This is a genomic window from Metabacillus sp. KH_069 (genome assembly GCF_057838075.1).
In genome coordinates this window covers 4,016,392-4,042,667 of the sequence record NZ_CM174460.1, presented here as the reverse complement: position 1 = coordinate 4,042,667, position 26,276 = coordinate 4,016,392, and the positions used below count along the sequence as shown (strand labels likewise).

At 41.8% G+C, this 26,276-nt stretch carries 27 protein-coding genes; 22 read left to right on the top strand and 5 right to left on the bottom strand.

The features are described from left to right. Nucleotides 1-42 precede the first annotated feature (42 nt). The 11 genes from prfB (at nucleotide 43) to AC3ISE_RS20345 (ending at nucleotide 11,621) form a co-directional block, all read left to right on the top strand. Nucleotides 43-1,144 (top strand): peptide chain release factor 2 gene (prfB, locus tag AC3ISE_RS20395; protein ID WP_475423742.1). Its coding sequence is split into 2 segments (ribosomal slippage): nucleotides 43-114 and nucleotides 116-1,144, totalling 1,101 coding nucleotides; the frame shifts between segments, so codons are not numbered across the junction. A 353-nt stretch (nucleotides 1,145-1,497) separates the two neighbouring features. Continuing rightward, nucleotides 1,498-2,364: a YitT family protein gene (locus tag AC3ISE_RS20390; RefSeq protein WP_070878185.1), complete on the top strand. Its 867-nt coding sequence runs from the start codon at nucleotides 1,498-1,500 to the stop codon at nucleotides 2,362-2,364. 53 nt (nucleotides 2,365-2,417) lie between these two features. After that, on the top strand, nucleotides 2,418-2,750 hold the full coding sequence (gene cccB / locus AC3ISE_RS20385; protein ID WP_489222385.1) for a cytochrome c551: 333 nt from the start codon (nucleotides 2,418-2,420) through the stop codon (nucleotides 2,748-2,750). Between the two features lie 430 nt (nucleotides 2,751-3,180). Further along, entirely contained in the window at nucleotides 3,181-3,867 is a 687-nt protein-coding gene (gene ftsE / locus AC3ISE_RS20380; RefSeq protein ID WP_070878181.1) for a cell division ATP-binding protein FtsE, read from the top strand. After that, entirely contained in the window at nucleotides 3,860-4,750 is an 891-nt protein-coding gene (ftsX, locus tag AC3ISE_RS20375) for a permease-like cell division protein FtsX (RefSeq protein WP_489222384.1), read from the top strand. The genes ftsE and ftsX overlap by 8 nt, the downstream gene beginning before the upstream one ends. Before the next feature lie 67 nt (nucleotides 4,751-4,817). Next, on the top strand, nucleotides 4,818-6,176 hold the full coding sequence (locus AC3ISE_RS20370; RefSeq protein WP_489222383.1) for a murein hydrolase activator EnvC family protein: 1,359 nt from the start codon (nucleotides 4,818-4,820) through the stop codon (nucleotides 6,174-6,176). Between the two features lie 337 nt (nucleotides 6,177-6,513). Continuing rightward, a complete protein-coding gene (locus AC3ISE_RS20365) occupies nucleotides 6,514-7,977 on the top strand; it encodes a S41 family peptidase (RefSeq protein WP_489222382.1) in 1,464 nt (487 codons plus the stop codon). Nucleotides 7,978-8,240: 263 nt separating this feature from the next. Then, complete coding sequence (locus tag AC3ISE_RS20360; protein ID WP_286166235.1) at nucleotides 8,241-8,594, top strand: swarming motility protein SwrAA; 354 nt, start codon at nucleotides 8,241-8,243, stop codon at nucleotides 8,592-8,594. A gap of 99 nt (nucleotides 8,595-8,693) precedes the next feature. After that, on the top strand, nucleotides 8,694-9,872 hold the full coding sequence (locus tag AC3ISE_RS20355) for a cell division protein (protein WP_489222381.1): 1,179 nt from the start codon (nucleotides 8,694-8,696) through the stop codon (nucleotides 9,870-9,872). A gap of 347 nt (nucleotides 9,873-10,219) precedes the next feature. After that, complete coding sequence (locus AC3ISE_RS20350) at nucleotides 10,220-10,948, top strand: MerR family transcriptional regulator (RefSeq protein ID WP_489222380.1); 729 nt, start codon at nucleotides 10,220-10,222, stop codon at nucleotides 10,946-10,948. 58 nt (nucleotides 10,949-11,006) lie between these two features. After that, the gene (locus AC3ISE_RS20345) at nucleotides 11,007-11,621 is read left to right on the top strand and encodes a hypothetical protein (RefSeq protein ID WP_489222379.1); all 615 of its coding nucleotides are present in this window, start codon (nucleotides 11,007-11,009) and stop codon (nucleotides 11,619-11,621) included. An 18-nt stretch (nucleotides 11,622-11,639) separates the two neighbouring features. Here the strand turns inward: AC3ISE_RS20345 and AC3ISE_RS20340 are convergent, their stop codons facing one another. Then, nucleotides 11,640-11,798, bottom strand: coding sequence for a hypothetical protein (locus tag AC3ISE_RS20340; RefSeq protein ID WP_489222378.1), 159 nt, complete (start codon nucleotides 11,796-11,798; stop codon nucleotides 11,640-11,642). Between the two features lie 159 nt (nucleotides 11,799-11,957). On the opposite strand from AC3ISE_RS20340, the gene AC3ISE_RS20335 reads away from it, so the two are divergent. Next, nucleotides 11,958-12,278, top strand: coding sequence for a ribonuclease E inhibitor RraB (locus AC3ISE_RS20335; RefSeq protein ID WP_133312692.1), 321 nt, complete (start codon nucleotides 11,958-11,960; stop codon nucleotides 12,276-12,278). 28 nt (nucleotides 12,279-12,306) lie between these two features. Here the strand turns inward: AC3ISE_RS20335 and cyoE are convergent, their stop codons facing one another. Next, on the bottom strand, nucleotides 12,307-13,221 hold the full coding sequence (cyoE, locus tag AC3ISE_RS20330) for a heme o synthase (protein ID WP_154318545.1): 915 nt from the start codon (nucleotides 13,219-13,221) through the stop codon (nucleotides 12,307-12,309). A 235-nt stretch (nucleotides 13,222-13,456) separates the two neighbouring features. Between cyoE and AC3ISE_RS20325 the strand changes: the two genes are divergently transcribed. The 6 genes from AC3ISE_RS20325 to AC3ISE_RS20300 all read left to right on the top strand — a co-directional run bounded on the left by AC3ISE_RS20325 (nucleotide 13,457) and on the right by AC3ISE_RS20300 (nucleotide 18,478). Beyond that, entirely contained in the window at nucleotides 13,457-13,870 is a 414-nt protein-coding gene (locus tag AC3ISE_RS20325) for a VOC family protein (RefSeq protein WP_489222377.1), read from the top strand. 369 nt (nucleotides 13,871-14,239) lie between these two features. Beyond that, nucleotides 14,240-14,671 carry a MarR family winged helix-turn-helix transcriptional regulator gene (locus AC3ISE_RS20320; protein ID WP_489222376.1) on the top strand — a complete coding sequence of 144 codons (432 nt, stop codon included), beginning with the start codon at nucleotides 14,240-14,242 and terminating at the stop codon, nucleotides 14,669-14,671. A gap of 203 nt (nucleotides 14,672-14,874) precedes the next feature. Then, nucleotides 14,875-15,825 (top strand): ABC transporter permease, encoded by a 951-nt coding sequence (locus AC3ISE_RS20315; protein ID WP_489222375.1) that lies wholly within the window; start codon nucleotides 14,875-14,877, stop codon nucleotides 15,823-15,825. Continuing rightward, nucleotides 15,818-16,768: an iron chelate uptake ABC transporter family permease subunit gene (locus AC3ISE_RS20310; protein WP_489222374.1), complete on the top strand. Its 951-nt coding sequence runs from the start codon at nucleotides 15,818-15,820 to the stop codon at nucleotides 16,766-16,768. Before AC3ISE_RS20315 ends, AC3ISE_RS20310 begins: the two co-directional genes overlap by 8 nt. Beyond that, complete coding sequence (locus AC3ISE_RS20305) at nucleotides 16,762-17,517, top strand: iron ABC transporter ATP-binding protein (RefSeq protein WP_489222373.1); 756 nt, start codon at nucleotides 16,762-16,764, stop codon at nucleotides 17,515-17,517. The genes AC3ISE_RS20310 and AC3ISE_RS20305 overlap by 7 nt, the downstream gene beginning before the upstream one ends. A gap of 22 nt (nucleotides 17,518-17,539) precedes the next feature. Beyond that, nucleotides 17,540-18,478, top strand: a complete 939-nt coding sequence (locus AC3ISE_RS20300; protein WP_489222372.1) for a siderophore ABC transporter substrate-binding protein — start codon at nucleotides 17,540-17,542, stop codon at nucleotides 18,476-18,478. Between the two features lie 265 nt (nucleotides 18,479-18,743). Here AC3ISE_RS20300 and AC3ISE_RS20295 read toward each other — a convergent pair whose 3' ends face one another. Further along, nucleotides 18,744-19,727 carry a zinc-binding dehydrogenase gene (locus AC3ISE_RS20295; RefSeq protein ID WP_489222371.1) on the bottom strand — a complete coding sequence of 328 codons (984 nt, stop codon included), beginning with the start codon at nucleotides 19,725-19,727 and terminating at the stop codon, nucleotides 18,744-18,746. Between the two features lie 164 nt (nucleotides 19,728-19,891). Between AC3ISE_RS20295 and AC3ISE_RS20290 the strand changes: the two genes are divergently transcribed. Continuing rightward, on the top strand, nucleotides 19,892-20,887 hold the full coding sequence (locus tag AC3ISE_RS20290) for an aldo/keto reductase (protein ID WP_489222370.1): 996 nt from the start codon (nucleotides 19,892-19,894) through the stop codon (nucleotides 20,885-20,887). Then, nucleotides 20,887-21,468, top strand: coding sequence for a TetR/AcrR family transcriptional regulator (locus AC3ISE_RS20285; RefSeq protein WP_489222369.1), 582 nt, complete (start codon nucleotides 20,887-20,889; stop codon nucleotides 21,466-21,468). The genes AC3ISE_RS20290 and AC3ISE_RS20285 overlap by 1 nt, the downstream gene beginning before the upstream one ends. Nucleotides 21,469-21,506: 38 nt before the next feature. On the opposite strand, the gene AC3ISE_RS20280 is transcribed toward AC3ISE_RS20285, so the two are convergent. Both AC3ISE_RS20280 and AC3ISE_RS20275 read right to left on the bottom strand, forming a co-directional pair. Next, nucleotides 21,507-22,205 (bottom strand): ABC transporter ATP-binding protein, encoded by a 699-nt coding sequence (locus AC3ISE_RS20280; RefSeq protein ID WP_489222368.1) that lies wholly within the window; start codon nucleotides 22,203-22,205, stop codon nucleotides 21,507-21,509. Between the two features lie 13 nt (nucleotides 22,206-22,218). Continuing rightward, complete coding sequence (locus tag AC3ISE_RS20275; RefSeq protein WP_489222367.1) at nucleotides 22,219-23,682, bottom strand: ABC transporter permease; 1,464 nt, start codon at nucleotides 23,680-23,682, stop codon at nucleotides 22,219-22,221. Between the two features lie 189 nt (nucleotides 23,683-23,871). Here AC3ISE_RS20275 and AC3ISE_RS20270 point away from each other — a divergent pair, with 189 nt between their 5' ends. Both AC3ISE_RS20270 and AC3ISE_RS20265 read left to right on the top strand, forming a co-directional pair. Beyond that, entirely contained in the window at nucleotides 23,872-24,576 is a 705-nt protein-coding gene (locus AC3ISE_RS20270; RefSeq protein WP_489222366.1) for a winged helix-turn-helix domain-containing protein, read from the top strand. Next, the gene (locus AC3ISE_RS20265) at nucleotides 24,566-25,978 is read left to right on the top strand and encodes a sensor histidine kinase (RefSeq protein WP_489222365.1); all 1,413 of its coding nucleotides are present in this window, start codon (nucleotides 24,566-24,568) and stop codon (nucleotides 25,976-25,978) included. Before AC3ISE_RS20270 ends, AC3ISE_RS20265 begins: the two co-directional genes overlap by 11 nt. The last annotated feature ends 298 nt before the right edge of the window (nucleotides 25,979-26,276 follow it).

Sequence of the window (26,276 nt, the reverse complement as noted above, 5' to 3'; positions counted from 1 at the left end):
TGTTAAGCACCTCTCTTTACCCCATTTTAGAGGAGAATTATTATGGAACTTGCAGATATCCGGAACGAACTTGAAAAAATGGCTAAGAAATTAGCGGCTTTTAGGGGGTCTCTTTGACCTCGATCATAAACAGGCTCGCATTGATGAGCTAGATGAAATGATGTCCCATCCGAATTTCTGGGACAGTCAAAGTGAAGCACAGGCAGTTATTAATGAAAGCAATGCTTTAAAAGAAGCGGTCAATCAATTCAATGAAATGAACGAAACACATGAAAATCTCGAAATGACTCATGAGCTTTTAAAAGAGGAGTTTGATGCTGAACTTCACGCTGAGCTTGAAAGTGAAGTAACAGAGCTGACAACAGCTATGAGCGAATTTGAGCTTCAGCTCCTATTAAGCGAGCCTCATGATAAAAACAATGCGATTCTTGAGCTTCATCCAGGTGCTGGCGGCACGGAGTCCCAGGACTGGGGTTCCATGCTGCTCCGCATGTATACTCGCTGGGGCGAAAAGAAAGGCTTCAAGGTTGAAACACTTGATTATCTGCCTGGTGACGAAGCCGGCATTAAGAGTGTCACGCTTCTTTTCAAAGGTCATAACGCATACGGTTACTTGAAAGCGGAAAAAGGTGTTCACCGTCTTGTCCGTATTTCACCATTTGATGCATCAGGCCGTCGCCATACATCGTTTGTATCTTGCGAAGTGATGCCTGAATTCAATGATGAAATCGACATTGATATCCGCACAGAGGACCTGAAAATTGATACGTACCGTGCGAGCGGTGCCGGCGGTCAGCATATCAATACAACTGACTCAGCCGTCCGTATCACACATGTTCCAACCAATACGGTTGTGACTTGCCAAACTGAGCGCTCACAGATTAAAAACCGTGAGAGAGCCATGAAAATGCTTCAAGCAAAGCTTTATCAGCTGAAGCTTGACGAGCAGCAGGCAGAGCTTGACGAAATCCGCGGAGAACAAAAAGAGATCGGCTGGGGATCCCAAATTCGTTCTTACGTTTTCCACCCATACTCTCTTGTAAAAGATCACCGTACAAGTACGGAGAGCGGAAACGTTCAAGGTGTCATGGACGGCGACTTAGATCCATTCATTGATGCATACTTGCGTTCTAAACTTTCATAAAGAAATGAAGCAGCTGTCCTTTGGGCGGCTGCTTTTTTAGTGGGAAAATGAAAAAAAGAAAGAAAATCTTATACAAACGCAAGTATTTTATTGATTCAGGCAAGTAAATGGGGCATTTTGGACAGTATTTCTCTATTTGGGATAGTAAGCACAATATAGAGCAGGTGTTTTTCACAAAAATAAAGTTCCTACAACCAAATATGGCTAAATCCATCAACTATAGCAAAAACTAATCCCAGCCCTTTACCTCTTTAGCACGTTATTCCACTGTTATTTACAGCTTGATCAGCCGGGTGCTATACTCTGTAAGGTTATGTCAAAAAACAAGTGTTTTCATAGATGGAGGATACAAGATGTTTCAGCGTAAACGCACTCGTACATACAATCCTGTTTTAGAAAAAATTACTTCTTATTTATTTATTTTACTTGGTTCTGGAATCGTTGCCATTGCCTTTAATTTGTTTCTCCTGCCTAACCGCATAGCATCCGGCGGAGTGAGCGGCATCAGTACAATTACCGATTCATTATTTGGATTTGAACCTGCGTATGTTCAGTGGGCTTTCAACATTCCTTTATTTATTGCAGGAGTTCTGCTCCTTGGCAAGCAATTTGGTTTAAAAACACTGATAGGAACCATTTTCCTGCCATTTGTCGTCTTTTTAACGAAAGATATGGCTCCTGCGACCACAGATCCTCTGCTTGGAGCGATTTTTGGGGGAATTGGGGTTGGCCTCGGTCTCGGTCTTGTTTTTAGAGGGAAAGCCTCAACAGGAGGGACAGACCTTGCGGCACAGATCATTCATAAGTTCACAGGGCTCTCTCTCGGAACATGTGTAGCTTTAATAGATGGTCTGATTGTGCTGACAGCAGCGGTTGTTTTTGATATTGAACTCGGTCTTTATGCACTTGTAGCTCTTTATGTTACCAGCAAAACGATCGATATCGTTCAAGTTGGACTTGGGCGTTCTAAGATGACAATGATCATTACGAATCAGGAAGAAGAAGTCAGAAAGGCGATTCTAAGTGAAATTGACAGGGGAGTGACCAAACTGTCTGCTTTTGGGGGCTACACGGATAATGAACGGCCGATTTTGATGTGTGTCGTCGATCAAACAGAATTCACCAAATTGAAACAACTCGTAAAAAGCATTGATACGTCAGCGTTTGTCGTCGTTATGGATGCTTCTGATGTGCTCGGTGAAGGTTTCAAGAGGGCGTAGATAGGATATAATAGAAATGTATTTTATATCCTTATTTGAGGAGGATTTTGGCAATGAAAACAAAACTATTCGCACTATTATTTGGAACATCACTTGCGCTCGCAGCATGCGGTGGCGGAGATAATGCCGGAGAAGAGCCGAAGGACGATACAGGGTCAAACGATTCGGCAAAAGCTGAAGAAATCGTACAGCAAAACTGCATCAGCTGTCATGGGCAAAACCTTGAAGGCGGCGGCGCAGCACCAAGCCTTGAAAAAGTAGGCGCTAAATATGATCAAGAAAAAATTGAAAGCATTATTAATAAAGGTCAGGGCGGAATGCCTGCTGGACTTATTAATGAAACAGACGCAGCTGTCGTAGCAGAATGGCTGGCTCAGAAAAAGTAATTTGCATATAATGGCCAGCCAGAATAATATGGCTGGTTTTCCTGTTTTTTCTCTCCTTTTTAACCTAATTTCATCCAATCCGCAAGTAAAACCTTTCGACACTCAGAAATATTTTCCATTAAAAAATCCCTAAAAAAAGATTGTCTTTTTAGTCAGAAAGTTCTAATATTTACATTAAAGCGCTGCCAATGGCTCTAACATTGGAACCATAAATGATTGTAAAACGATAAAATTCTACAATTTACGACGTTGAAATGAAACTGTAATATTTTTAAGTCTATTTTTGCCGAACTTTGATGTTATAATATTTTTTGTGGGTAATCTTATTAATATATGAAAATATTGGATACATATTCCGAGACTCTCTAATAAACACAAACCAGCGGACACCACGTAATCTACAAAATAAACAGCTTTGGGTGATAAAAATATGATCGAAATGACAGACGTTTTTAAAACGTATTCAAATGGCGTACTCGCCATTAATGGAATAAATGTAAAAATAGATCAGGGCGAATTTGTTTATGTTGTCGGTCCGAGCGGTGCTGGTAAATCAACATTTATTAAAATGATGTACCGTGAAGAAAGACCAACAGACGGCAAAATCGTGATCAATGGAATTAATCTTGCTAAATTGCGGGAAAAGAAAGTTCCTTATTTAAGAAGAAGCATCGGCGTTGTTTTCCAGGACTTTAAACTTTTGCCTAAGTTAACAGTTTTTGAGAACATTGCATTTGCTCTTGAAGTTATTGGAGAGAATCCTAGAATTATCAAAAAGAAAGTGCTGGACGTTTTAGATCTTGTTCAGCTCAAGCATAAGGCTAGATTTTTCCCTAATGAGTTATCAGGAGGAGAACAGCAGCGCGTATCGATTGCACGGTCAATTATTAACAATCCTGGGGTTGTCATTGCAGATGAGCCGACAGGAAACCTTGACCCTGATACGTCCTGGGAGATCATGAGCATCTTCGAGGAAATCAACAATCGAGGAACGACTGTTGTGATGGCGACACACAACCGTGAGATAGTAAACACCATGAAAAAACGAGTCATCGCGATCGAAGATGGAAAGATTGTGCGTGACGAGGCTAGAGGGGAGTATGGGATTTATGATTAGAACCCTTGGGCGTCACTTCAAAGAAACGTTAAAAAGCTTAAGCCGTAATGCTTGGATGACATTTGCGTCAGTCAGTGCCGTAACTGTCACTTTAATCCTTGTTGGAACGTTCCTGGTTATTATGATGAACTTAAACAACTTTGCTTCTAAAGTTGAAGAGGACGTTGAAATACGGGTGCTGGTTGATGTGACAAGCACGCCGGAGGAACAAAAAGAGCTCAGGAACAAGGTAGATAACCTGAGTGGCATCGCATCTGTCAAACTTTCTCCGAAAGAAAAAGAGCTTGATAACCTGATCAGCAGCATGGGAGAACAGGGGAAATCGTATCAGCTTTTTGAACAGAACAATCCATTGAATGATGTGATCGTCATCAAAACGAAAGATCCGCGAGAAACACCTCAAATCGCGAAGAAGATTGAGGGATTTAATGGAGCGTATAAAGTTCTGTACGGCAAGGAAGAAGTAGAAAAACTGTTCAATTTTGTTGAAATCTCAAGAAACATCGGCATCGCATTGATTATTGGATTAGTCTTTACGGCCATGTTCCTTATCTCAAATACGATTAAAATTACGATTTTTGCCAGAAGGCATGAAATAGAGATTATGAAACTAGTAGGCGCAACAAACTGGTTTATCCGCTGGCCTTTCTTCTTAGAAGGATTAATGCTTGGAATTATGGGCTCGATCATTCCGATTGTACTCGTAATGGCCACGTACAACTATTTATTTACATGGGTTGAACCGAAAGTTGCAGGTTCATTTGTTCAATTACTTCCGTTTAGTCCATTCGTCTTCCAAGTATCAGCTATTCTGATCTTAATAGGCGCATTAATCGGAGTATGGGGAAGCTTAATGTCTGTCCGCAAGTTCTTAAGAGTATAAACTGGCAATCTGATAGATTGCTGGTTTCCTCGTTCAGAGGATGATAGATAAAGGGAGGAACTAGAGAGTGAGAAAGAAAATCTTATCGCTTGGGTTGGCTGCTTTAATAGGGACAAGCTCTATTATTATTCCAATTACCCAAGAAAAAGCTTATGCAAACGCTGATCTTGAAAAGAAAAAAGCAGATATTCAAAATGAGCGTTCCGGCATTGATTCAAACATCCAAGAAAAACAAGGTCAGTTATCAGAGCTTGAACAAAAAGAGAAAAGCTTGAATAACGAAATTGAAAGACTTGATAAGCAAACGGCTGATACAAATGAGAAGATCCGTGAGCGTCAAGCTGAAATCGAAGCAGCAAAACAAAAAATCGAAGAATTAAAGGTTCAAATTGAAGAAGTTAAAGAGCGTATTAAAAAACGCAATCTACTTCTAGAGGACCGTGTACGTTCTCTTCAGGAGAGCGGCGGCGTAGTAAGCTATTTAGATGTGCTACTAGGTGCTCAGGATTTCGGTGATCTTGTTACACGCGTAAGTGCAGTAACAACGATTGTTGATGCAGATAAAGAAATTATCAAAGCCCACGAGGAAGACAAAAAACTTCTAGAGCAAAGTGAAGCAGAACTAAGTAGCCAGCTTCAGAAGCTTGAAACAGCTTTAACTGAATTAGAGGCATTAAAACAGCAGCTAAAAGAGCAAGCTGCGGAAAAAGCTGCGTTAGTTAAGCAAGTACAAGCCCAGCATCAAGAAACAGAAGCTGCTATCTATGAATTAGAAGACGAAGCAGCATTCTTGAAAGAGCAGGAAGCAGCGATCCAAAAAGAAATGGAACGTCAAAAACAATTAGAAGAACAGCGTAAACGCGAAGCGGCAGAAGCTGCTTTAAGAGCAAAGCAGGAAGCTGAAGCAGCGGCGGCAGCGAAAGCAGCAGCAGCAAAAGCAGCGGCTAAAAAGCCGGCAGCATCTTCTTCTAACAGTTCATCTAACGAATCACCAGCACCAGCACCAGCACCGGAACCAGCACCAGCACCGGCAGTAACTGGAGGCAAGTTCATGTGGCCTGCACAAGGTACATTCACATCAGGCTATGGTCATCGCTGGGGCAAATTGCACGCTGGTATTGATATTGCAAACAGAGCAAGCAATGTACCGGTTGTAGCATCAGCAGCAGGAACAGTTATCCGTTCTTACTACTCAAGCAGCTATGGTAATGTAGTGTTCGTTTCGCATAATATTGACGGCAAAGTATATACAACGTTATATGCTCATCTAGATGCACGCCATGTAAGCAGCGGACAATCTGTAAGCAAAGGTCAGCAGCTTGGATTCATGGGTAACACAGGCCGTTCTACAGGCAAGCATCTTCACTTCGAAATTCACGATGGTGCCTGGAAAAACCCAGTTAACCCAATGCAGTTCTTACAATAGTAATCAAACTCCTAAAACATTGTGTTTTAGGAGTTTTTTTATTTTGTCACGTATAGAGATGGGGCCACTTTTACTACTATCTTTAATCCTAGCCGGACCGAGGAAAGCAAGTGACTGGAGCGAAAAGAAACAGGTACCATTGATAACCAAAAACATCTATCAATGCGAAATACCAAGAACCACTTATGAAACTAAGCAATAGGATTTTTTTTTCATGTCCCGGATTTTTCACAGAAATCATCTTGTCCTACATGATTTATCCTTTTTTCACATATACTAGAGATACGAGTTTATTCAAAAGACCGTACATATTTTTCTTTTTAGAAGGAGGAACAAGATGAAGCAAAAAGTCACAGCTCTTATGATGATTCTCTCAGTGGCGCTGGGTGCGGGCGGCATGTACGCAGGTCAGCAGTTTATGGAGCATGATCAGCAGGAGACAAAAGCAGAAGAGCTTGCCGTTCCTGCTGTGACTGATGTGTTAAAGCAAGATCGGGATCAGGAAGTTGAAGGGCTTGAAAAAGTGAAACAGGCCTATGACTTAATCTCGAGCAAATATGTGGAAGAAGTCGATGAGGAGGAGCTGCTTGAAGGTGCAATTCAAGGTATGCTGTCGACTCTGGATGATCCATATTCTGTTTACATGGATAAAGAAACGGCCAAGCAATTCTCTGACAGTCTGGATTCTTCTTTTGAAGGCATCGGAGCTGAAGTGGGAATGGATGGCGGGAAAATCATTATCGTCTCCCCATTTAAAAATTCACCTGCAGAAAAAGCAGGTCTGCAGCCGAACGATCAGGTCATTGCCATTGATGGTGAGTCTGTAGTAGGCAGCGACTTGAACGATACGGTTTTGAAAATTCGCGGTAAAAAAGGGACGAAGGTTAAAATTGAAGTGCTGCGGACTGGTTCAAAAGAAAAACTGAACTTTGATGTGACACGTGACGAAATTCCAATTGAAACAGTTTTCAGCTCTGTTAAAACGAAAGGGAAATCTAAATACGGCTATATTGAAATTACCTCTTTCTCAGAGGATACGGCTAAAGATTTCACCGAGGAATTAGCAAAGCTCGAACAAAAAAACATGAAAGGACTAGTCCTTGATGTTCGCGGAAATCCGGGCGGATATTTACAAAGTGTTGAAGAAATTCTGAAGCAATTTGTGACAAAGGAACAGCCTTATATTCAAATTGAAGAGCGCAATGGTGATAAAAAACGCTATTTCTCAAGCTTAACTGAGAAAAAAGACTATCCGGTTACGGTCCTGATTGATAAAGGAAGTGCATCTGCTTCTGAAATTCTTGCAGGAGCTTTAAAGGAAGCCGGACAGTATGAGATTATTGGTGAGACCTCTTTTGGAAAAGGCACTGTTCAGCAGGCTGTTCCTATGGGTGATGGCAGCAACATCAAGCTGACTCTTTACAAATGGCTCACACCAGAAGGCAATTGGATTCATAAAAAAGGGGTTGAACCAACCATCAGGGTTTCACAGCCTAAACATCTGACAACCCCGCCGATTCAGCTGGAAAAACCGCTCGCAGTCGATATGAATGATGAGCAAATAAAAACAGCGCAAATTCTTTTAAAAGGATTGGGCTATGATCCAGGCAGAGAAGATGGATATTTTGGCAAGAAAATGGCTGAAGCCGTCAAGGATTTCCAAAAGAAAAACAAGCTTGCAGCTACAGGAAATATTGATGTTCAAACAGCAGAAACCATTAATCAAAAGGTTTCTGAGCAGCGTTTGGATGGGAAGCATGATCTTCAGCTTGAAAAAGCGATTGAAACATTATCTAAATAAAAACAGGGCCAGCTTGCAAACTAGTGAGCTGGCTCTATTTTTATGGAATTTACTAACAAAATAACTACATTTAGGGCGATTTTCAATTTTTTTGTGTAAAAAACGACGAAAATCAGAAGGAATTTCCGTATTTTTATAAATAGTACAGACTTTTCGCGCACATAAAAATGAAACTTTAGCTAGTTGATTAATCAGGATAATAGTTTTACGATGGAAGTACTGTTCTACAACACACTCTAAACACAGAAAGATGGGGAGATCAATTGAAAAAAAGGGCAAGTGTGATGAGAGAACAAACTTATCGACAGTTGACAGAAGAATTTAAAGAAAGACTACAAACTGCAAATTCCTCACATGCGAAGGTCAGCAAATGGGTTCAGCTGTTCTGCATGTACTTGGCAAACTACACAGATGTTAAGAGACTGCAGGAAATCGATAAAGTTTGCATTCAAGAATACTTTCACTATTTAACGGAGAACTACAAGCGTCTTTCGTTAAACCTCACGGATATAAAACGGTCTATGCAGCTGATTGAAGAAGTGCTGGATTTTAAAGTAGATGATTCACTCCTTGATTTTTCACTTTCGAATTTGCATCTTTGGAGCAAATTAAAGTAAACTCGGTCAGAATATGATATTCATCCTATTCTATTTCTGATAAAATAGCATTAATCGTTTACTTAAACAGACGAAAGCAATCAAGGTGGTGTATGAAGTTTGCTCGAAAACTGGTTGCTGGAATTTCTTTTGGCAATGGGAAGGTTTTTTATTCATCCTCTCGTTTATTTTTTCCTTATTTATTCACTTGTGCTTGGGTTTATTCGCATTAAGCGGGAGCGTAAATCCTTCCATACAAGAATACAAGATATCTATGAAGAAGTGCGGTTTACATATTCTAAAGGGCTGATGGCTGGTCTTCTTTTGTCTGCCGTTACATTTGGACTTGGCATGATGATTCCGCTAGGTTCCATTATTCTGCTGGCAGCCGTGACCGTTATTTTGTCACTTACTTTTCAGCTGCGCTTTCTTTCGCCTGCTTATACGATGGGACTGACCATCTTGGCTGTTTTTCTCTTTATGCAGGCAGATGCCGTCACTTTTTTACCTGATTTAAATGAGACAAGCTTTTCCATACTTGCAATAGTAATGGGACTGCTTATGATCGCGGAAGGTGTTCTTGCTTACCGGACAGCTCATCTAAAGACTTCACCGTTTTTATTAAAAAGCAGCAGGGGACTTCCGATCGGAAATCATGTCGCAAACCGCACATGGCTGCTGCCGCTGTTTTTGCTCATTCCAGGTGGCTCATTAACGGAAAGCCTGTCTTGGTGGCCTGTGATTACCATTGGAGACGAGCCATTTCTTTTTGTCTTCATTCCTTACATCATTGGGTTTCATCAAAGAGTTCAGGGTTCATTGCCTAAAGAAAGTATTATGGTGACGTCTAAGCGCGTCATTTGGCTTGGATTGATCATTTCTGCCGTTGCTGTCGTAAGTGTCTGGTTTATGCCGCTTGCATTCGCAGCAGCACTGCTTGCCATCATCGGCAGGGAATTTTTGACCGTCAGGCAGCGGATGAATGATAACTCGGCAGCTTTCTATTTCTCAAAGCGGGATCATGGCCTGATGGTGCTCGGCATTTTGCCGCACTCACCTGCCGTTAAGCTTGAGCTTGAAGTTGGCGAAATCATTATGAAAACAAATGGAGCCTCGGTCAAGACGGTCGATGAGTTTTACCAGGCCCTGCAAATTAACGGTGCTTTCTGCAAAATGGAAGTCATCGGCTTAAACGGAGAGATCCGCTATGTCCAGGGAGCCATTTACAAAGGCGAACACCACGAGCTTGGCATTCTGTTTGTGCAGGATGAGAAGAAGTGGGGGACAGAAGCAGTCTGACCAACTAGACTTTAGCATGATGCTAAAGTCTTTTTTTTTGGAAGGCTCTTTTAGTAAATATTGTTGTTATTAGACTAAACTAAAGGTTGAAAACCGTAAGTTTGATTGCAGCGGAAGGAACTTGACTCCTGCGGGAAATAGAGCAAAATGGGAGACCCCACAGGCAACGCCGAGGAGGCTTCCATGCTCCCCGCGGAAAGCAAGTTCCTCTCGCTGCAAGGAACAGACAACATTTATAATCGAAAACAACAATCTATGCGAAAACAGCCTTTTGGAAAAATAAAAACATATTGACTCTAACGTTACGTCACACCTTAAAATGAATAGTGAGGGGAGGCTGACAGCTTATGAAAGTAAAAGAAGTCGCGGATTTAGTTGGAATTAGTGTGCGCACACTGCATCATTATGATGAAATCGGATTGTTGACGCCAGATGAGATGACCGCCTCTGGATACCGGCTTTATTCCAGCGAAAATCTCGAAACGCTGCAGCAGATCTTATTTTTTAAAGAGCTTGGTTTCCCTTTAAAGAAAATAAAAGAAATTATCAGCAGTCCTTCATTTGACCGGGAAGAAGCGCTCAGGCTGCACAGAAAAATGCTGCTTGAGAAGCGGAACCGGCTGGATCAGATGATTGCAACGGTTGAGAAAACAATCAAACATGCGAAAGGAGAAATTGAGATGTCACAAAAAGAAAAATTTGAAGGCTTTGACTTCAGTCAAAATCCTTATGAACAGGAAGCGCGTGAACGCTGGGGAGACGAGGCGGTTGATAAAGCAAGCGCAAAAGCAGCCGGCATGACAAAAGAGATGCAGGAGAACTTTAACAATCTTTATAGAAAGCTTGCAGATCTGCGTCATGAATCACCTTCTTCAGAAGAGTCGCAGGCTGCAATCGGAGAATGGTATGTGCTGCTGAACGAGTTTGGCGATTATTCCCTTGATGCTTTTAAAGGACTCGGACAAATGTATGTGGATGATGAACGGTTTACGAAAAACATTGATAAGTTCGGTGAAGGGTTAGCTGCATACATGAGAGATGCGATGGCTGTTTACGCGGATAACCATAAAAAATAAAGAGGGACGGCGATTGCTGAGAGAGGGTCGCCGTTTTTAAAGTGAGGAGGGAACCTGGATGATATACTGGATTGGCGGTTCTTCTTGTTCCGGCAAAAGTACACTTGCAAAAATGCTTGCTGAAAAACATAGTCTTCAACTGTACTCATGTGATGATCACTTTTATAAGCATGTACAATTCATCTCGCCTGAAAAGCACCCGGCTATGAAAAAAGTTGCAGAGATGAATCCAAATGAAGCCTTTTACTCAAGAGGCCTTGATGATCAATTAAGGGTCTACATTCAATCCTTTCAGGAAGATTTCTCATTTGTTTTACAAGACCTCCAAAAGATCAACAAGCCTGTTATCGTCGAAGGAAATCAGTTAATGCCTTCACTCGCAGCGCCCTATATAAAAGAAAATCATAAAGCCATCTGGCTGATCCCAACAGAGCCTTTTCAAAGAAAGTATTATCAGAAGCGTGATTGGATTAAAGGTGTACTGAAAGATACTGAGGACCCGGAGATTGCTTTTAACAATTGGATGAAGAGAGATGCCTTATTTACAAAGCTTGTGAATGAAGAAGCGAAGCGCTTGGGATTTAAGGTTTTACATGTGGACGACAGCTCGAATTTAGATGAGAATTTTATAAAAATTGAGCGGTTATTTGAATTGGAAAACAGCCAGATTTAAAATCTGGCTGTTACTCCGTTAAATGCAAATTTTAAACAAGATAAAGTCCGCGCATACTTTCTTTCTTGGTACCTCAGAATATAAATGATATGTTTCGTTATACTGCATTCTTTTAAGAAGGTTCTCCTGCTCCAATTTTCTAAGTTCCTCTAAAACGTAAAAGTTGTTTGTATCCATCGTCTCCGCCTCCTTTTGTTACTTTCATTATATGGAAAAGATTACGGGAAGAAATTCATCATTGGAATGAAGTTTTCTCAGACTTTAGATGGGGATTGCAATTTTTGATTGTTATAAGATAATGAAGATGCACTTTTTTTAATGAATGGAGGGATTCATATGAATTTTCCAAAGGATGAAGATGGAAAAGTACTGAATATGCTGTATAAAGAGGGCGTTAATTTTAAAAAGCCCCATATGGTTGATTTTTATGTGGCGGTTCCGGATCAGAAGAACGGAGAAGCCATCTTGAAAGCATTAGCTGATAAAGGCTACAAATTTATGATGGAGTATGACGATGATGTGGAAGAATGGACATGCTTTGGCTCTGTTAAGATGCATTTAAAGCATAACGAGATTACGGCCATGCAAAAGAAGCTTGATGCCATCACCAAGCCTCTTGGCGGCTATGCAGATGGATGGGGCGTCATGACGGAATAGAAAAAAGTCAGCCGAAGGGCTGACTTTTTTATAGGAAAGAAACAATAATTAGCATCGTAAAAATAATCGTCAAATGATTCAGTGAGAAAATGAACATCATTGTTGCCCACTTGTAATCATCCATCTTTTTAAAGCTGATGATTCCGGCAAGCATCCATGCAAGCGTCAGTGCGAACATTGAGAAAGCGACGACTTTGCTGAACGATAGGAACAGGAATGATGATGCAAGCAGCAGAATTAAATAAACGATTGTTTGAATTTTAGCGCGCGGTGTTCCTTTGACAACAGGAAGCATTGGCACACTTGCATTCTTGTAATCTTCTAAACGTCTGATGGCAATCGCATAGAAATGCGGAGGCTGCCATAAAAACATTAATACAAATAGTCCGATTGCTGCAGGGTGGAACATGTCAGGCGAAATGGCTGCCCAGCCGATCAGCGGGGCAATGGCGCCGGATAAGCTTCCTACCTCAGTGTTATAGATTGTTTTTCTTTTTGTCCACATAGTATAAGGGACAAGGTATAAAAATAAGCCAAGAGCTCCAATAAAAGCTGTTAACGGTGAAATGATAAACAAGAACACAATTCCGCTTATTGAAAGAGCGGTGCCAAGCCATAAAGCGAACTTGGGATGAATGGACCCCGTAACGGTCGGTCTCTCCATCGTGCGTTTCATAAGAGAATCGATATCGCGGTCGTAATAGTTATTGATCGCACCGGCACCGCCTACAACAGCTGCTGTGCCAAGCAGAGCAAGAATGACGACCAGAATATTATCCACGAAGCTGACATTATATACAGACAATGCTACAGAAAGGCCGGCAAACATCCCGAGAAGGTTAGACTTCACGATGCCGTCTTTGACGATAGCTTTAAAATTACTCCAAGAAAAGATGCTTTTTATAGAAAGAGAATCCTCTACGATTACCTCTGTACTTTTCATCACAATTCTCCTTTTCTTTTTAAATCCAAAACTCAACCTAATATACTTGATTATCTAACATATTAACAGTTATTTGTACTGGAAAGTAATAGTCGGGAGCATTTGACAAAAAGATGTCGCATCTTTGTGAACATTTTCCATACGTTTTCATATTCTTCAGATAATTACTGGATTGAGTATCTGGAAGCTGTCCACTATAATGACAGTATCATCCATTATGAAGGAGTGTTTGTTCATGAAGCATCAAGCAACACCTTATTTCATGTTTAATGGGAATGCGAAAGAAGCGCTGGAATACTATAGAGGAGTTTTCGGCTGCGAGATTGCTGAAATGCAGACGTATGGCGAAGCGGATTATCCAACTCCGCCTGAGGCTGAACATAAGATCATGCATGCCCGCTTGAAAAAAGATGAGTTTCTTCTGATGGTTTCAGATGCTTTTCCAGGCAACACCGTTGAAACTGGCAACAACCTTTCATTGGTGCTGGAGTTTGAAACAGAGGATGAAATCAGAACTGTTTACAGTGCTCTGCTTGAAAAAGGAACGATTTTAATGGAGCTTCAGGATACATTCTGGGGGGCCACTTACGCAAAGGTGAAGGATACATTCGGGATTATCTGGGATTTGAATTTTGAAAAAGCTAAATAAGTTTTAAGGGAGCTGTCCGATAAGTCCCTAAAATAAAGCACGCAGAGTAAATGTTATTTCCTTTCTGCTTTTTTCAGTAAGCTCTTTAGTAACCTTTGTTGCTTTTAGACTAGATGTTAAAAACATAAGTGGATTGTAGCGGAAGGAACTTGACTCCTGCGGGAAATAGAGCGAAATGGAAGACCCCGCAGGCTCGCCGAGGAGGCTTCCACGCTCCCCGCGGAAAGCAAGTTCCTGGAGCGGAAAGGAACGAGCAATATTTATCATCAAAACAACAATATATGCGCTTTTGTTGAATAATACTTGCATAAACAAGTATCTTCTACTACCATTATTTGTGGACATACTGTTAAAAAGAGGTGTGCACCTATGGTCAAAAAATATTATTTGGACAACTCACTCGGATATAAGCTGTTTCATGCTTCAAGACTTATCTGCAGCCGTTTGAATCAAAACTTAAGAGATTATTCTGTTACATATGAGCAGTGGCAAATTCTGTGCAGGCTTTATGAAAAGGATGGCCAAACGCAAAATCAGCTGGCTTTGCTTAATGAAAGAGATCAAGCAAGTGTTTCACGGCTTATTGATAATATGATCAAGCGCGGGCTGGTGAAACGACTTCCTCACGAAAGTGATAAGCGCATAAACCTGATTTTTTTAACTGAATCAATGAAAGATCTGCAGTCAGAGCTTGAAGGATTAGCCAGTCAAACCATTGCGGATGCTTCAGCAGAGATTAGTGAACAAGACATGGAAATCTGTCTAGCAGTCCTTGATAAAATCAGAAATAACTTAAAATAAATGTTTTTTCATAAATACTTGTTTAAACAAGTAAATTTATATTGACAAATGACAATGAAAATCATTATCATTTAAAGTGAAGATAACAACAAAGCGAAAGCTTCTTTTTTTTAGGATTAAATGAGAATGATTATCTTTATTAGAGCGGATGAGGTGATACCCATAAAATGAGCTTCAAAAATACATGCATGTAAGGAAACGTTATGAAAAAGAGATATTTGTTTTTAGCGCTGACCATTTTATCAATAAGCTCCCTTTTCATCGGGGTCAAGGACATTACGCCATTAGATCTTCTTAATCTGCAGGATGACCAGGTGCAAATCCTCCTGATAAGCAGACTGCCGCGGCTCATCAGCATTCTGATTGCCGGAGTAAGTATGAGTATTTGCGGCTTAATCATGCAGCAGTTAACAAGAAATAAATTTGTCTCTCCGACCACGGCCGGAACGATGGATTCAGCAAGATTGGGAATCTTAGTATCGCTGATGATTTTCACTGCGGCTAGTCCGCTTGAAAAGATGGGTGTTGCTTTTCTTTTCGCATTAGCAGGTACGTTCATTTTTATGAAAATTTTAGAGAGAATCAGATTTAAAGATACGATCTTCATTCCGCTTGTGGGTTTAATGTTCGGCAACATCATCGGTTCAATTACCACCTTTTTCGCCTACAAAAATGATTTGATCCAAAATATGTCGTCGTGGCTCCAGGGCGATTTTTCAATGATTGTAAAAGGACAGTATGAGCTGATCTACATAAGTATTCCTCTTGTCATTATTGCCTATTTCTATGCGAACCGGTTTACGGTAGCAGGAATGGGAGAAGAGTTTTCAGCCAATCTTGGACTGAATTATAAGCAGGTTGTCAATATCGGGCTTGTTATTGTAGCACTTGTGACAACAGTCGTTATTTTAACAGCAGGCGTCATTCCGTTCCTGGGTTTAATCATACCGAACATCGTCAGCATTTATTTAGGAGACAACCTGAAAAAAAGCCTGCCTCATACAGCCTTGCTTGGTGCAGTATTTATCCTGTTCTGTGATATTTTAGGACGCATCATCATTTATCCGTATGAAATATCGATTGGGTTAACTGTCGGTGTGATCGGAAGCATCATTTTCATTTATTTACTGTTTAGGAGAAAGGCCTATGAATAATAAAACAAAACTGATCATCCTTGCTATTATCTCAGTATTATTCGCGGCTGTTTTCCTATTCTATGATGTCGGACGGAATCCCGATTATGTAATCCCCAAACGCGCAGTCAAGATTTTGGCGATTGTTTTGACCGGAAGCTGCATCGCATTTTCGACGATGATTTTTCAAACGATTACAAACAACCGAATCTTAACGCCAAGCATCATTGGATTAGACTCTCTTTATCTTTTTATTCAAACGTTCATCATCTTTGTCTTTGGCTCACAGTCCATGACGATGGCCAATAAGAATATAAACTTTCTTTTATCTGCAGGGTTAATGGTGCTGTTTGCCCTGCTGCTCTATCAGCTGCTTTTTAAAAGAGAAGGGAGAAACATCCATTTTCTCCTGTTAGTCGGGATTGTATTTGGAACGTTATTCGGAAGCATGTCCTCGTTTATGCAGGTGCTGATCGATCCGAATGAGTTTCAAATCGTGCAGGACCGGATGTTTGCAAGCTTTAACAATGTAAATACAGATCTGCTGCTTGCTGCCATTCTTATCGCAGGCGCAATTGCGGTCTATTTTATGAAATTCAGTCATTTCCTCGATGTGCTCTCGCTTGGGAGGGAGCATGCTGTAAATCTTGGGATCGACTACGATGGCGTGGTCAAAAGACTGCTGATCATTATTGCTATTCTAGTCTCCGTTGCAACAGCTCTCGTTGGTCCGATTACATTCCTTGGCCTGCTTGTTGCAAATGTGGCGCATGAGTTTTTAAAAACCCATCAGCACAAGTACTTGATTACAGGATCAATTTTAATCAGCATCATTGCTTTGCTCGGCGGTCAATTTATCGTTGAGAAAGTATTCACCTTTTCAACAACACTCAGCGTGATCATCAATTTCATTGGCGGCGTGTACTTTATTTATCTGCTGCTCAGGGAGAATAAATCATGGTAGAAGTCAGCAAGGTTTCAAAACGGTATGGAAATAAAAATGTAGTGGAAGATGTATCGGTCAGGGTCGAGAAAGGGAAAATCACCTCTTTCATCGGACCGAACGGAGCGGGAAAAAGCACGCTGCTGTCGATGGTCAGCCGGTTGATTAAAAAGGATACGGGGCAGGTGTTTATAGACGGCACAGACATTGGAGAATGGAAAAGCAATGATCTGGCCAAAAAAATCTCGATTCTGAAGCAGTCCAATCATTTGAATATCCGATTAACAATCAGAGACCTCGTCAGCTTTGGAAGGTTTCCATATTCTCAGGGGAAACTGACAAACGAAGATGTGAAGCACGTCGATGAGGCGATTCAATATATGGAGCTTCAGGACATGGAGGATAAATATTTGGATCAGCTGAGCGGAGGCCAGCAGCAGCGGGCATTTATTGCCATGGTCATCGCTCAGAATACAGAATATGTCCTCCTTGATGAGCCGCTGAACAACCTCGATATGAAGCATTCCGTGCAGATCATGAAAGTGCTGAGAAGGCTTGTGGACGAGCTTGGGAAAACAGTCGTAATTGTGATTCATGACATCAACTTTGCTTCCTGCTATTCCGATTTTATTGTCGCGTTAAAGGACGGAAAAATCGTGAAGGAAGGTCCTGTTGAAGAAATCATTACATCACCTGTTTTAAAAGAGATCTATGAAATGGATATCGATATCCAAACAATAAATGGCAATCGTATTTGTGTTTATTTTTAAAAACTAATAGGGGTGAAAGAAGATGAAGAAACTATTAATCTTAGCACTAAGCTTAGTGCTTGCAGTGTTCGCAGCAGCATGCGGATCGAATGAAGCAGAAGAAACAACAGCCAGCGCAGAGAAAGAAGAACTGACAATTAAGCATCAATTAGGCGAAACAAAGGTACCTAAAAACCCTGAAAAAGTTGTTGTTTTTGATTTTGGAACGCTGGATTCAATGAATAAACTGGGCGTTGAAGCAGAGGGAGTGCCGCAGGAAAACGTTCCTTCTTACCTTTCAAAATATGAAGATGCAAAATACGAAAATGTCGGCGGCTTAAAAGAGCCTGACTTTGAAAAAATCAATGAAATGGAACCTGATCTCATCATTATTTCAGGCAGACAGCAGGATTCATACGAAGAGATGAGCAAAATTGCCCCAACGATTTTCATGGGTGTGGACACAACGAAGTACATGGAATCATTTAAAGAAAATGTCACAACATTAGGCGAGATCTTCGGCAAGGAAGAAGAAGCAGAAAAAGAGTTTGCTAATGTAGAAGAGTCTATAAAAGCGCTTAAAGAGAAAGCTTCAGCAGGGAATGAAAAAGCGTTAATTGTCTTCGCAAATGACGGCAAGGTAAGTGCATACGGAGCAGGCTCACGCTTTGGAATCATCCATGACGAATTTGGGTTTGCACCAGCTGATGAAAAGATTGAAGTATCTACACATGGACAAAGCATTTCATTTGAGTACATTGTAGAAAAAGATCCTGACTACTTATTTGTAATTGATAGAGGTGCAGTTGTCGGCGGTGAATCTTCTGCGAAGCAAGTAGTAGAGAATGATTTGGTTAAAAATACGAAAGCCTATAAAAATGGGAAAATCATTTATCTTGATCCTGACTACTGGTACCTCTCAGGCGGCGGACTTGAATCTGTTGCAGGCATGACGGAGGAAGTAAAGGGAGCTATTCAATAATAAAGTGAGACTGCGGGGACATGTTCCCCGCAGTTTTTTGATAGAGAGTCCAGTTAAACTGATCTTTTTTAGGGGGGAAATGGAAAAAAGAAAGTAAATCAGACAGATCGGCTAGTATTTTAGCAGTTTTCGCCAGTAAAAAGGTCAAACTGGCAAGTAGCGGCCTTGATTTGGAAAGTAAACCTGGTTTCAGCAAAAACAAAGACCGGACCTGAGTAATCAGCTTTCAGCAATAACAAAAACCGGACACAATGCCCGGTTTCCTTTAATCATTCACTCTAGCAACTATTTTCCCTTTCACATGGCGCTCAGACAGCTGAACCAATGCTTCCGGCACTTCTTCAAGTGAAATGACCTGCTCAAGCAGAGGGGATAGCTGTCTTTCAGCAACGAGCATCAGCATGTCATCACCCATGACAGCTAAGTCCTTCTGCTGCTGGATGTTATTTGACTGATGAACGGCGCCAAGAGCAATTTCATGATAAGAAACAGCTTTCGTAAATGGCTTCACTTTTGTAAAGTCAGGCGCTCCGGCAATGTACGCAATTCTGCCGTTGAAAGAGAGGCAGTCAAGAGAATCTGTTGCATTTTGACGGCTTACCGTATCAAGAACGGCATCCACGCCATTGCCTGCTGTTAATTCCATCACTTTTGCGATGACATCCGATTCTTTATAGTCGATTGCGTAATCTGCGCCAAGTGACTTAACGTATTCATGATTAGCTGCAGATGCTGTTGTAAACACAGTTAGGCCTGAGCGTTTTGCCATTTGAATCGCAAATCCGCCGACACCGCCGGCTCCCCCATGAATTAAAATGGATTCACCCTCGGTAATGCGAAGCTTTCTGTATAAAGCCTGATATGCTGTATAGCCGGCTGTTGGAAGAGCAGCTGCATCTTCAAAAGATACAGAGTCAGGAATAATGGAAACTGTGTGTGCGGTTGTAACTGCATATTCCGCAAATCCGCCTTTTTTTGTTAAGTCACCGTGGTAAACAACACGGTCACCTATTTGTACATTCGTTACTTCAGCACCGGTTTCTTCAACAATCCCAGCCGCATCAAGCCCAAGAATATGAGGATAGCTCCAAAGCGGATTTCCGCCAGTGGCCGTTTTATAATCAACCGGATTCAGTCCGGCAGCTTTTACTTTAATCAAAATTTCGCCTTTACCCGGAGAAGGCTTTTCTGTCTCTCCAACGCGCATTTCTTTCCATTCGCCTTTACCTTCAAGCAATAGTGCTTTCAAAAGTGAACACTCCTTAATTCAATGTGTATATACAACTATTCTAACCAATTATAGAAAACGAAGAAGTTGACTTTCAATTTTCCTGCTTGAAAATTAACGAATGACAAATATTGATTTTTGTCATTCGTCATGATAAAGTTTTTTTATAACTAGGAGGTGTCGATATGGAAAATCGAAAAATAGGTCAAAATGGTTCTGCCGTATCATCTATTGGATTGGGATGTATGGGAATGTCAGATCTTTACGGGGCTGCAGACAGAAATGAGAGCATCGCCACCATTCACGAAGCTCTTGAAAAAGGCATTACGTTATTTGATACGGGAGATTTTTATGGTGTCGGCCATAATGAAATGCTTTTAGGCGAAGCCCTTAAAGGCGGTAAAAGAGACAATGCGTACATCGCGGTAAAATTTGGTGTGCTCCGTTCTCCGGATGGAGAATGGATTGGTTTTGACGGAAGTCCGCGCTCTGTGAAGAATTCACTTGCCTATACCCTTAAGCGATTAGGAGTCGATCACATCGATCTTTATCAGCCTGCGAGAGTGGATCCGAACGTTCCGATAGAAGAAACAGTCGGTGCGATTGCAGACATGGTAAAAGCTGGCTATGTGCGTCAGATTGGGTTATCAGAAGCGGGTGCAGACACGATTCGCCGTGCGCACGCTGTTCATCCGATCAGCTGGCTGCAAATTGAATATTCTCTTTTCAGCCGCGGCATTGAAAAAGAAATCTTGCCAACACTTCGCGAGCTTGGCATTTCCCTTTCGGCATACGGCGTTTTATCCAGAGGCTTACTGAGCGGTGCCTGGTCTAAAGACCGTGCAATGAGCGCTTATGATTTCAGAAGCCACTCCCCGCGTTTCAAAGGGGAAAATCTTGATCAGAACTTAAAGCTTGTTGATGCTTTAAAAGGGATTGCTGAAGAAAAATCAGCTAACGTTGCGCAGCTTGCAATTGCCTGGGTTCTTTCAAGAGGAGATGATGTTATTCCGCTGATCGGAGCGCGCCGCAGAGAACACCTTCAGGATGCACTTGCTGCTGTGAACCTGCAATTATCAGCCGAGGATGCAGAAAGAATTGAAAACGCGATTCCTGCACATGCAGTTGCCGGAGAAAGATATGCGGCAGATCAAATGAAGATGCTGGATAGTGAGCGCTGATGTCTGAACCTTTAACAACAGAAGCAATCTTAGACACAGCTGAAAAAGTACTTCGCCGTTTTGGCACCCAAAAAGCAACGGTAGTCGATGTGGCAAGAGAGTTAAATGTCAGTCACGGTACAGTTTATCGTCACTTTTCAAGCAAAGAAGCCTTAAGAAGAGCGGTTGCTGAACGATGGCTGCACCGTGTCTCATCACCGCTTGCAGAGATTCCGCATCAATCTTCAAGCGCCGCAGAAAGGCTTCATACATGGTTCCAGACCCTTATGACGATCAAGCAAACAAAAGCATTAGAGGATCCGGAATTATTTAACGTGTATACGGAACTTGCAGAAGAAGCAGTAGATATAGTGCAAGCCCATGTGGAGGAGCTTGTAAAACAAATAGCTGAAATTGTTGAATATGGAATCAGTCTGAACGAATTTAAAGCAGGGGATGCACGTGGCCTTGCCTCTGCGATCTTCGTGTCGACTGCAAAATTTCATCACCCATTTCACGCAAAAGAGTGGGAAACGCCGCGAATCAACGAAGAGTTTGAAGCCGTATGGCAGCTGATTCTTTCTGGCATCGCAGAAAAATAAAAACGAAAGGCCGGCTCCGATAGAGAGCCGGCCTTGTTTTATTTATTATGAACCAATTCCCGATTCTGCTGCACATAAAAACTGCCCTTCGAAAGCTTTACCGTCACATCTGAGATCGCCGCGATGTTTTGATCATGTGTGACAACAATGATGCATTTATCTTCCTTATGGGCCAGATCCTGAAAGAGCCGGACGATGTCTTTTGCTGTGTCCTCATCTAAATTTCCCGTTGGCTCGTCTGCAATAATTAAATCAGACTTGCAGGAAAGCGCCCGGGCGATGGAAACGCGCTGCTGCTGCCCGCCGCTTAAGGTCAGAACTTTTTGCCGCGCCTGTTTTTCAGAAATGCCTACCTTCTCAAGCATCTGCAAAGCAAATTCTTTTTTGTTTGGCTGGGCTGATCCCGTGATCTCCATAGCCGTCGTTACGTTTTGAAGGGCTGTCATATACGGCAGCAGGTTATAGGATTGAAAAACAACCGATACGTATTTGTTGCGGAAGTTGGCAAGGCCGATTTTCTTAATGTTTTTGCCTTCATATAAGACAGAGCCTTCTTTCGCAACGTCCAGTGCGCTTGCAAGTGCCAGAAAGGTTGTTTTTCCTGATCCGGATGGACCGACGATGGTATAGAAGCTTCCTTTGTTAAAGCCAATGGAAATGCCGTTCAAAATCACATGCTTTTTATTTTCATGATGGTACCAGTAGCTGACGTTTTCAAATTGCATCAGATTTGTCATGGATGTTTCCTCCTTAGTCTTGTTTCGTTAAAATGGTTTTCGGCTGAAGTCTTAAAACAGATAAAGCTGGGATTAGCGCTGAAATAATGGCGATTAACAGCCCGATGCCAAAGAGGATGCCTAAATCCTTGCCGGTCACTTCAATTTGAAGCTCATCAATTGGTTCTGCCTCTGCTGCAGACTGCTGCATCCCAATCGGTCCGCCCATTGCCATGCCGCCTCGTCCGCCTCCAAATGAAGCTGGATTTGATGCGGTTTCTTCTGTCTGAGTAAGCTCCTGGGAAAGCAGCTGATCCCCGAATTGTTTTGCCACGGCCTGGCCGGAAAGAGATGATACGCCAAGAGCCAGGACAGCGACGATTAAGATTTCAAACAGGAATTGTCCTACGAGCTTCCACTTCTTTTCCCCAATCGCAAGCAGGACGCCCATTTCGTATTTGCGTTCACGAATAGACATCATGATGATGAGTCCTAAAATAACGGCTCCGGCGATCGTTACTAAATACACGACATTTTTTGAAAAAGAAGCCACATTGTTAATTGGCCCGATCATTTGCTGGTACGTCTGATCGTCCGCATCCAATTTGAACGTTTCAAAATCGATGCTGCTGTTTTCTTTTGCCTCATCTGTGAAGCTGTCAATTTTCTCAGGGTCATTCATGTAATATACCGCCTGATCAATGGTTCCTTCGTAATCTGCTCCTTTAAGAGCGGAGGCTGCTGTATAAGGAACATAAAGCAGGTTGTATGGATTCATAGCTGTGACGTTTCTTCCGCCTAAATCTGTGCCTGCAGAAGCTGTTTCGTAGATGCCTACAATCTCAAGCTCTAAAGATGTCTCTTCATCAGCTGTTGATTGCACAGTGACCTTATCGCCGACTGCCAGCTCATTGTCTTTTGCGAGTGTTTTTTCTATGACTGTTACATTTTTCTCTAAATCTTCATCTGTCAGGTGACGGCCTTCTACTATAGTAGATTCGCTGTTTAAGAAGGACTGGACAGAATCTGTAAACATAACACCCTGAAGCGTAATATCTGCTGCAGACATAGGTCCGCCGCCCATGCCGCCGCCCGGACCACCTTCTTCTGTTTCTGCCGTATCAGTGGATTCATTTTCGATCGGCTCGAAGTTCGCTGCTGTTCCGAAAGTAGAGGATAAGAAATTATAGCCTTTTACTTGAGAGTAGGAAGTTAGTTCTTCAGCTGATTCTTCTGGTATGGGAACAGGCTGAAAACGGACTCTTTCCCCTTCAGTGCTTTGGCTCCGCTGCTGTTCCATTAATTTTTCCATATCAACATTCAGAGTCACTTCGCCTCCGAGAGATTCTCTCGCAAGCAAGCTTGATTTTTCAGCAGCTGACTGAATCGAGAGCCCTGATAGAACAAACACGCAAATGACAGTAAAAATAAAGACTTGGAGCAGGCTTTTTCCTGCACGTGCTTTGACACTTAAAAAACCGCGTTTGATAAAATTCATTTTGTTTCTCCTTTGTATTAGACTTAGGACAACTTTCTTGCTTTCACAGAATAGGCGACAGAAATGAACAAACTATGTCCAAACTATTTCTTAACCTTTAAAAAACAGGGAACAATTTAGAAAACTGTTGCGAAACGATGAAATTCACTTTACTTTGAAAAGAAAGTCATATTTTTGGATGGTGCAAATATGAAGGTTCTAGTTATAGAAGATAATCAAAGTGTCAGTGCGATGCTTGAAATGTTTTTTTCAAAAGAAGGCATTCAGGGTGCTTTTATAAATGATGGACTTGAAGGCTACAATGCATATAAGCGGGAAGACTGGGACGTGCTGATTATTGATTGGATGCTTCCGGGGATGGACGGGGTTACTCTTTGCAGAAAAATCAGGGAAGAGAAAAGCTCGGTTCCGATCATTATGCTGACAGCAAAGGACAGCGAGTCGGATCAGGTGCTTGGTTTAGAGATGGGAGCGGATGATTATGTAACGAAGCCTTTCAGCCCGCTTGCTCTTATGGCGCGTATTAAAGCGGTATCCCGCAGGCACTCCGTTTCGCATGCGCCTAAAAAAGAGACAGGCAGTCTTGAAACAGCTTATTTCAAAATCAGCAGGCAGACACGGGAAGTCTTGCTTGAAAATAAAAAAGTCGAAAACTTAACGCCTAAAGAGTTTGATCTCCTTTATTATTTTGCGGAGCACCCGCGTCAGGTTTTTACGCGCGAACAGCTGCTTGAGCGTGTTTGGGGCTATCAGTTTTACGGAGATGAACGGACGGTTGATGTTCATATTAAACGATTGCGGGCAAAGCTGGGCTCGCAAACAAGGCCCTTTTTCCATACGGTATGGGGAGTGGGCTATAAATTCGATGAAACGGTAGATCCGAATGAGAATTAAGTATATTTATCAGCTGTTTTTAAGTCATATCAGCATTCTGATTATCGCTTTTATGATTTTAAGTCTTGTTGTAGCCCAATATGCGGAATCCTTTGTTTATGAAAACAAAGTGGAAGAGCTTGAGCAGTATGGCAACAGAATCATAACAGACGTGCAAAATAATAGGGGCGAGCGGGCGCTGAGAGAGTATGAGCACGTGCTCAGTGCTAGAGGCATACGTTTTAGTCTTTTTGACGATAAAGGGATGATTTTTTACCCTTATCCAGGCAACGCTCCAAGGTTTCAGCCGACAGAAGAAGAGTGGCAGAACCTGAAGGCTGGCGAGAGAATCGTTGTAAAGCATGAGATCAAGCGTTTTGACCAGGAGGTTTCTTTGGTTGCCCTTCCGTATCTTGAGAACGGCAATCTCTCCGGCGGGATTCTTCTTGTTTCGCCGATTAAAGGATCCAGAGAAACAATCAGCGAAATTAACCGCTATCTTCTCTATACCATTTTAATCTCTTTATCCATTTCGCTTTTATTAAGCTGGTTTCTCTCAAACGTTCATGTGAAAAGAATTCAGCGGATCAGAAACGCGACCTCAATGATTGCGGAAGGGAAATATGATATTTCGGTGCCATCGTCCAATATTGATGAAATCGGCGAGCTTGCGAATGATTTTAATAATATGGCAGAGCAGCTTAAGCAATCCAATCAGGAAATCGAAAGTTTAGAGAATCGAAGAAGAAAATTCATGGCGGATGTCTCTCATGAATTAAGAACGCCGCTCACGACCATCAGCGGCGTGATTGAAGGGCTTAAAAACAACATGATTGAAGAGACTGAAAAGGATAAAGGCATTCAGCTTGTTAGTCAGGAAGCAAAACGCCTCATCAGACTTGTAAATGAAAACCTTGATTATGAAAAAATCCGTTCCAATCAGGTGAAGCTTTTTAAAGAAGAAATTCAGCTGACAGAAGCTTTTGAAATCATTAAAGAACATTTATTTTTTCAGGCAGAAGAAAAACAGGTGGAATTGAAGATTGATGGAAATGAAGAAATAACGGTTTTTGCTGACTATGACCGCCTCATTCAAATCTTAATCAATATAACGAAAAACAGTATTCAATTTACAGAGAGCGGGACCGTTTGGCTGCGCGGGAAAAAGGGGTATAAGGAAACAATTATTGAAATTGAAGACACAGGAATCGGAATGGATCCCAAAGAGGTTGAATCAATTTGGCAGCGTTTTTACAAAGTAGATATGTCCAGAACCGGCCAACAATTTGGCGAATTCGGCCTGGGACTATCGATTGTCAAACAGCTTGTTCACCTTCATCAGGGGGAAATTGAGATTCACAGCCAAAAAGATCAAGGCACCAAATTTATTCTGAAATTTCCTGATAAGAAACATGATTTCTGATTGGTTCTTTTCGTAAACTTTGTTGTTTTAGGACTAAATGTTTAAAACCTAAAGTGGATTGTAGCGGAAGGCACTTGACTCCTGCGGGAAAATAGAGGGAAATGGGAGACCCCGCAGGCAAGGCCGAGGAGGCTTCCACCCTCCCCGCGGAAAGCAAGTGACTGGAGCGGAAAGAAACGTTCAACATTAACCATGAAAAACAACAATCTTTGTTAATAGTTTAGACATAATTTCCTGATACACTATGTGAAAACAAATTTATAAGGAGGGAAAAAACATGAAAAAGAAGGATACAGCA

Excerpts from the sequence above, each read along its gene's own strand:
- AC3ISE_RS20390 (WP_070878185.1), top strand. The coding sequence starts at position 1,498 with ATGTTTCAGCGTAAACGCACTCGTACATACAATCCTGTTTTAGAAAAA.
- cccB (WP_489222385.1), top strand. The coding sequence starts at position 2,418 with ATGAAAACAAAACTATTCGCACTATTATTTGGAACATCACTTGCGCTC.
- ftsE (WP_070878181.1), top strand. The coding sequence starts at position 3,181 with ATGATCGAAATGACAGACGTTTTTAAAACGTATTCAAATGGCGTACTC.
- ftsX (WP_489222384.1), top strand. The coding sequence starts at position 3,860 with ATGATTAGAACCCTTGGGCGTCACTTCAAAGAAACGTTAAAAAGCTTA.
- AC3ISE_RS20365 (WP_489222382.1), top strand. The coding sequence starts at position 6,514 with ATGAAGCAAAAAGTCACAGCTCTTATGATGATTCTCTCAGTGGCGCTG.
- AC3ISE_RS20350 (WP_489222380.1), top strand. The coding sequence starts at position 10,220 with ATGAAAGTAAAAGAAGTCGCGGATTTAGTTGGAATTAGTGTGCGCACA.
- AC3ISE_RS20345 (WP_489222379.1), top strand. The coding sequence starts at position 11,007 with ATGATATACTGGATTGGCGGTTCTTCTTGTTCCGGCAAAAGTACACTT.
- AC3ISE_RS20340 (WP_489222378.1), bottom strand. The coding sequence starts at position 11,798 with ATGGATACAAACAACTTTTACGTTTTAGAGGAACTTAGAAAATTGGAG.
- AC3ISE_RS20335 (WP_133312692.1), top strand. The coding sequence starts at position 11,958 with ATGAATTTTCCAAAGGATGAAGATGGAAAAGTACTGAATATGCTGTAT.
- cyoE (WP_154318545.1), bottom strand. The coding sequence starts at position 13,221 with ATGAAAAGTACAGAGGTAATCGTAGAGGATTCTCTTTCTATAAAAAGC.
- AC3ISE_RS20325 (WP_489222377.1), top strand. The coding sequence starts at position 13,457 with ATGAAGCATCAAGCAACACCTTATTTCATGTTTAATGGGAATGCGAAA.
- AC3ISE_RS20320 (WP_489222376.1), top strand. The coding sequence starts at position 14,240 with ATGGTCAAAAAATATTATTTGGACAACTCACTCGGATATAAGCTGTTT.
- AC3ISE_RS20315 (WP_489222375.1), top strand. The coding sequence starts at position 14,875 with ATGAAAAAGAGATATTTGTTTTTAGCGCTGACCATTTTATCAATAAGC.
- AC3ISE_RS20310 (WP_489222374.1), top strand. The coding sequence starts at position 15,818 with ATGAATAATAAAACAAAACTGATCATCCTTGCTATTATCTCAGTATTA.
- AC3ISE_RS20305 (WP_489222373.1), top strand. The coding sequence starts at position 16,762 with ATGGTAGAAGTCAGCAAGGTTTCAAAACGGTATGGAAATAAAAATGTA.
- AC3ISE_RS20300 (WP_489222372.1), top strand. The coding sequence starts at position 17,540 with ATGAAGAAACTATTAATCTTAGCACTAAGCTTAGTGCTTGCAGTGTTC.
- AC3ISE_RS20290 (WP_489222370.1), top strand. The coding sequence starts at position 19,892 with ATGGAAAATCGAAAAATAGGTCAAAATGGTTCTGCCGTATCATCTATT.
- AC3ISE_RS20285 (WP_489222369.1), top strand. The coding sequence starts at position 20,887 with ATGTCTGAACCTTTAACAACAGAAGCAATCTTAGACACAGCTGAAAAA.
- AC3ISE_RS20280 (WP_489222368.1), bottom strand. The coding sequence starts at position 22,205 with ATGACAAATCTGATGCAATTTGAAAACGTCAGCTACTGGTACCATCAT.
- AC3ISE_RS20275 (WP_489222367.1), bottom strand. The coding sequence starts at position 23,682 with ATGAATTTTATCAAACGCGGTTTTTTAAGTGTCAAAGCACGTGCAGGA.
- AC3ISE_RS20270 (WP_489222366.1), top strand. The coding sequence starts at position 23,872 with ATGAAGGTTCTAGTTATAGAAGATAATCAAAGTGTCAGTGCGATGCTT.
- AC3ISE_RS20265 (WP_489222365.1), top strand. The coding sequence starts at position 24,566 with ATGAGAATTAAGTATATTTATCAGCTGTTTTTAAGTCATATCAGCATT.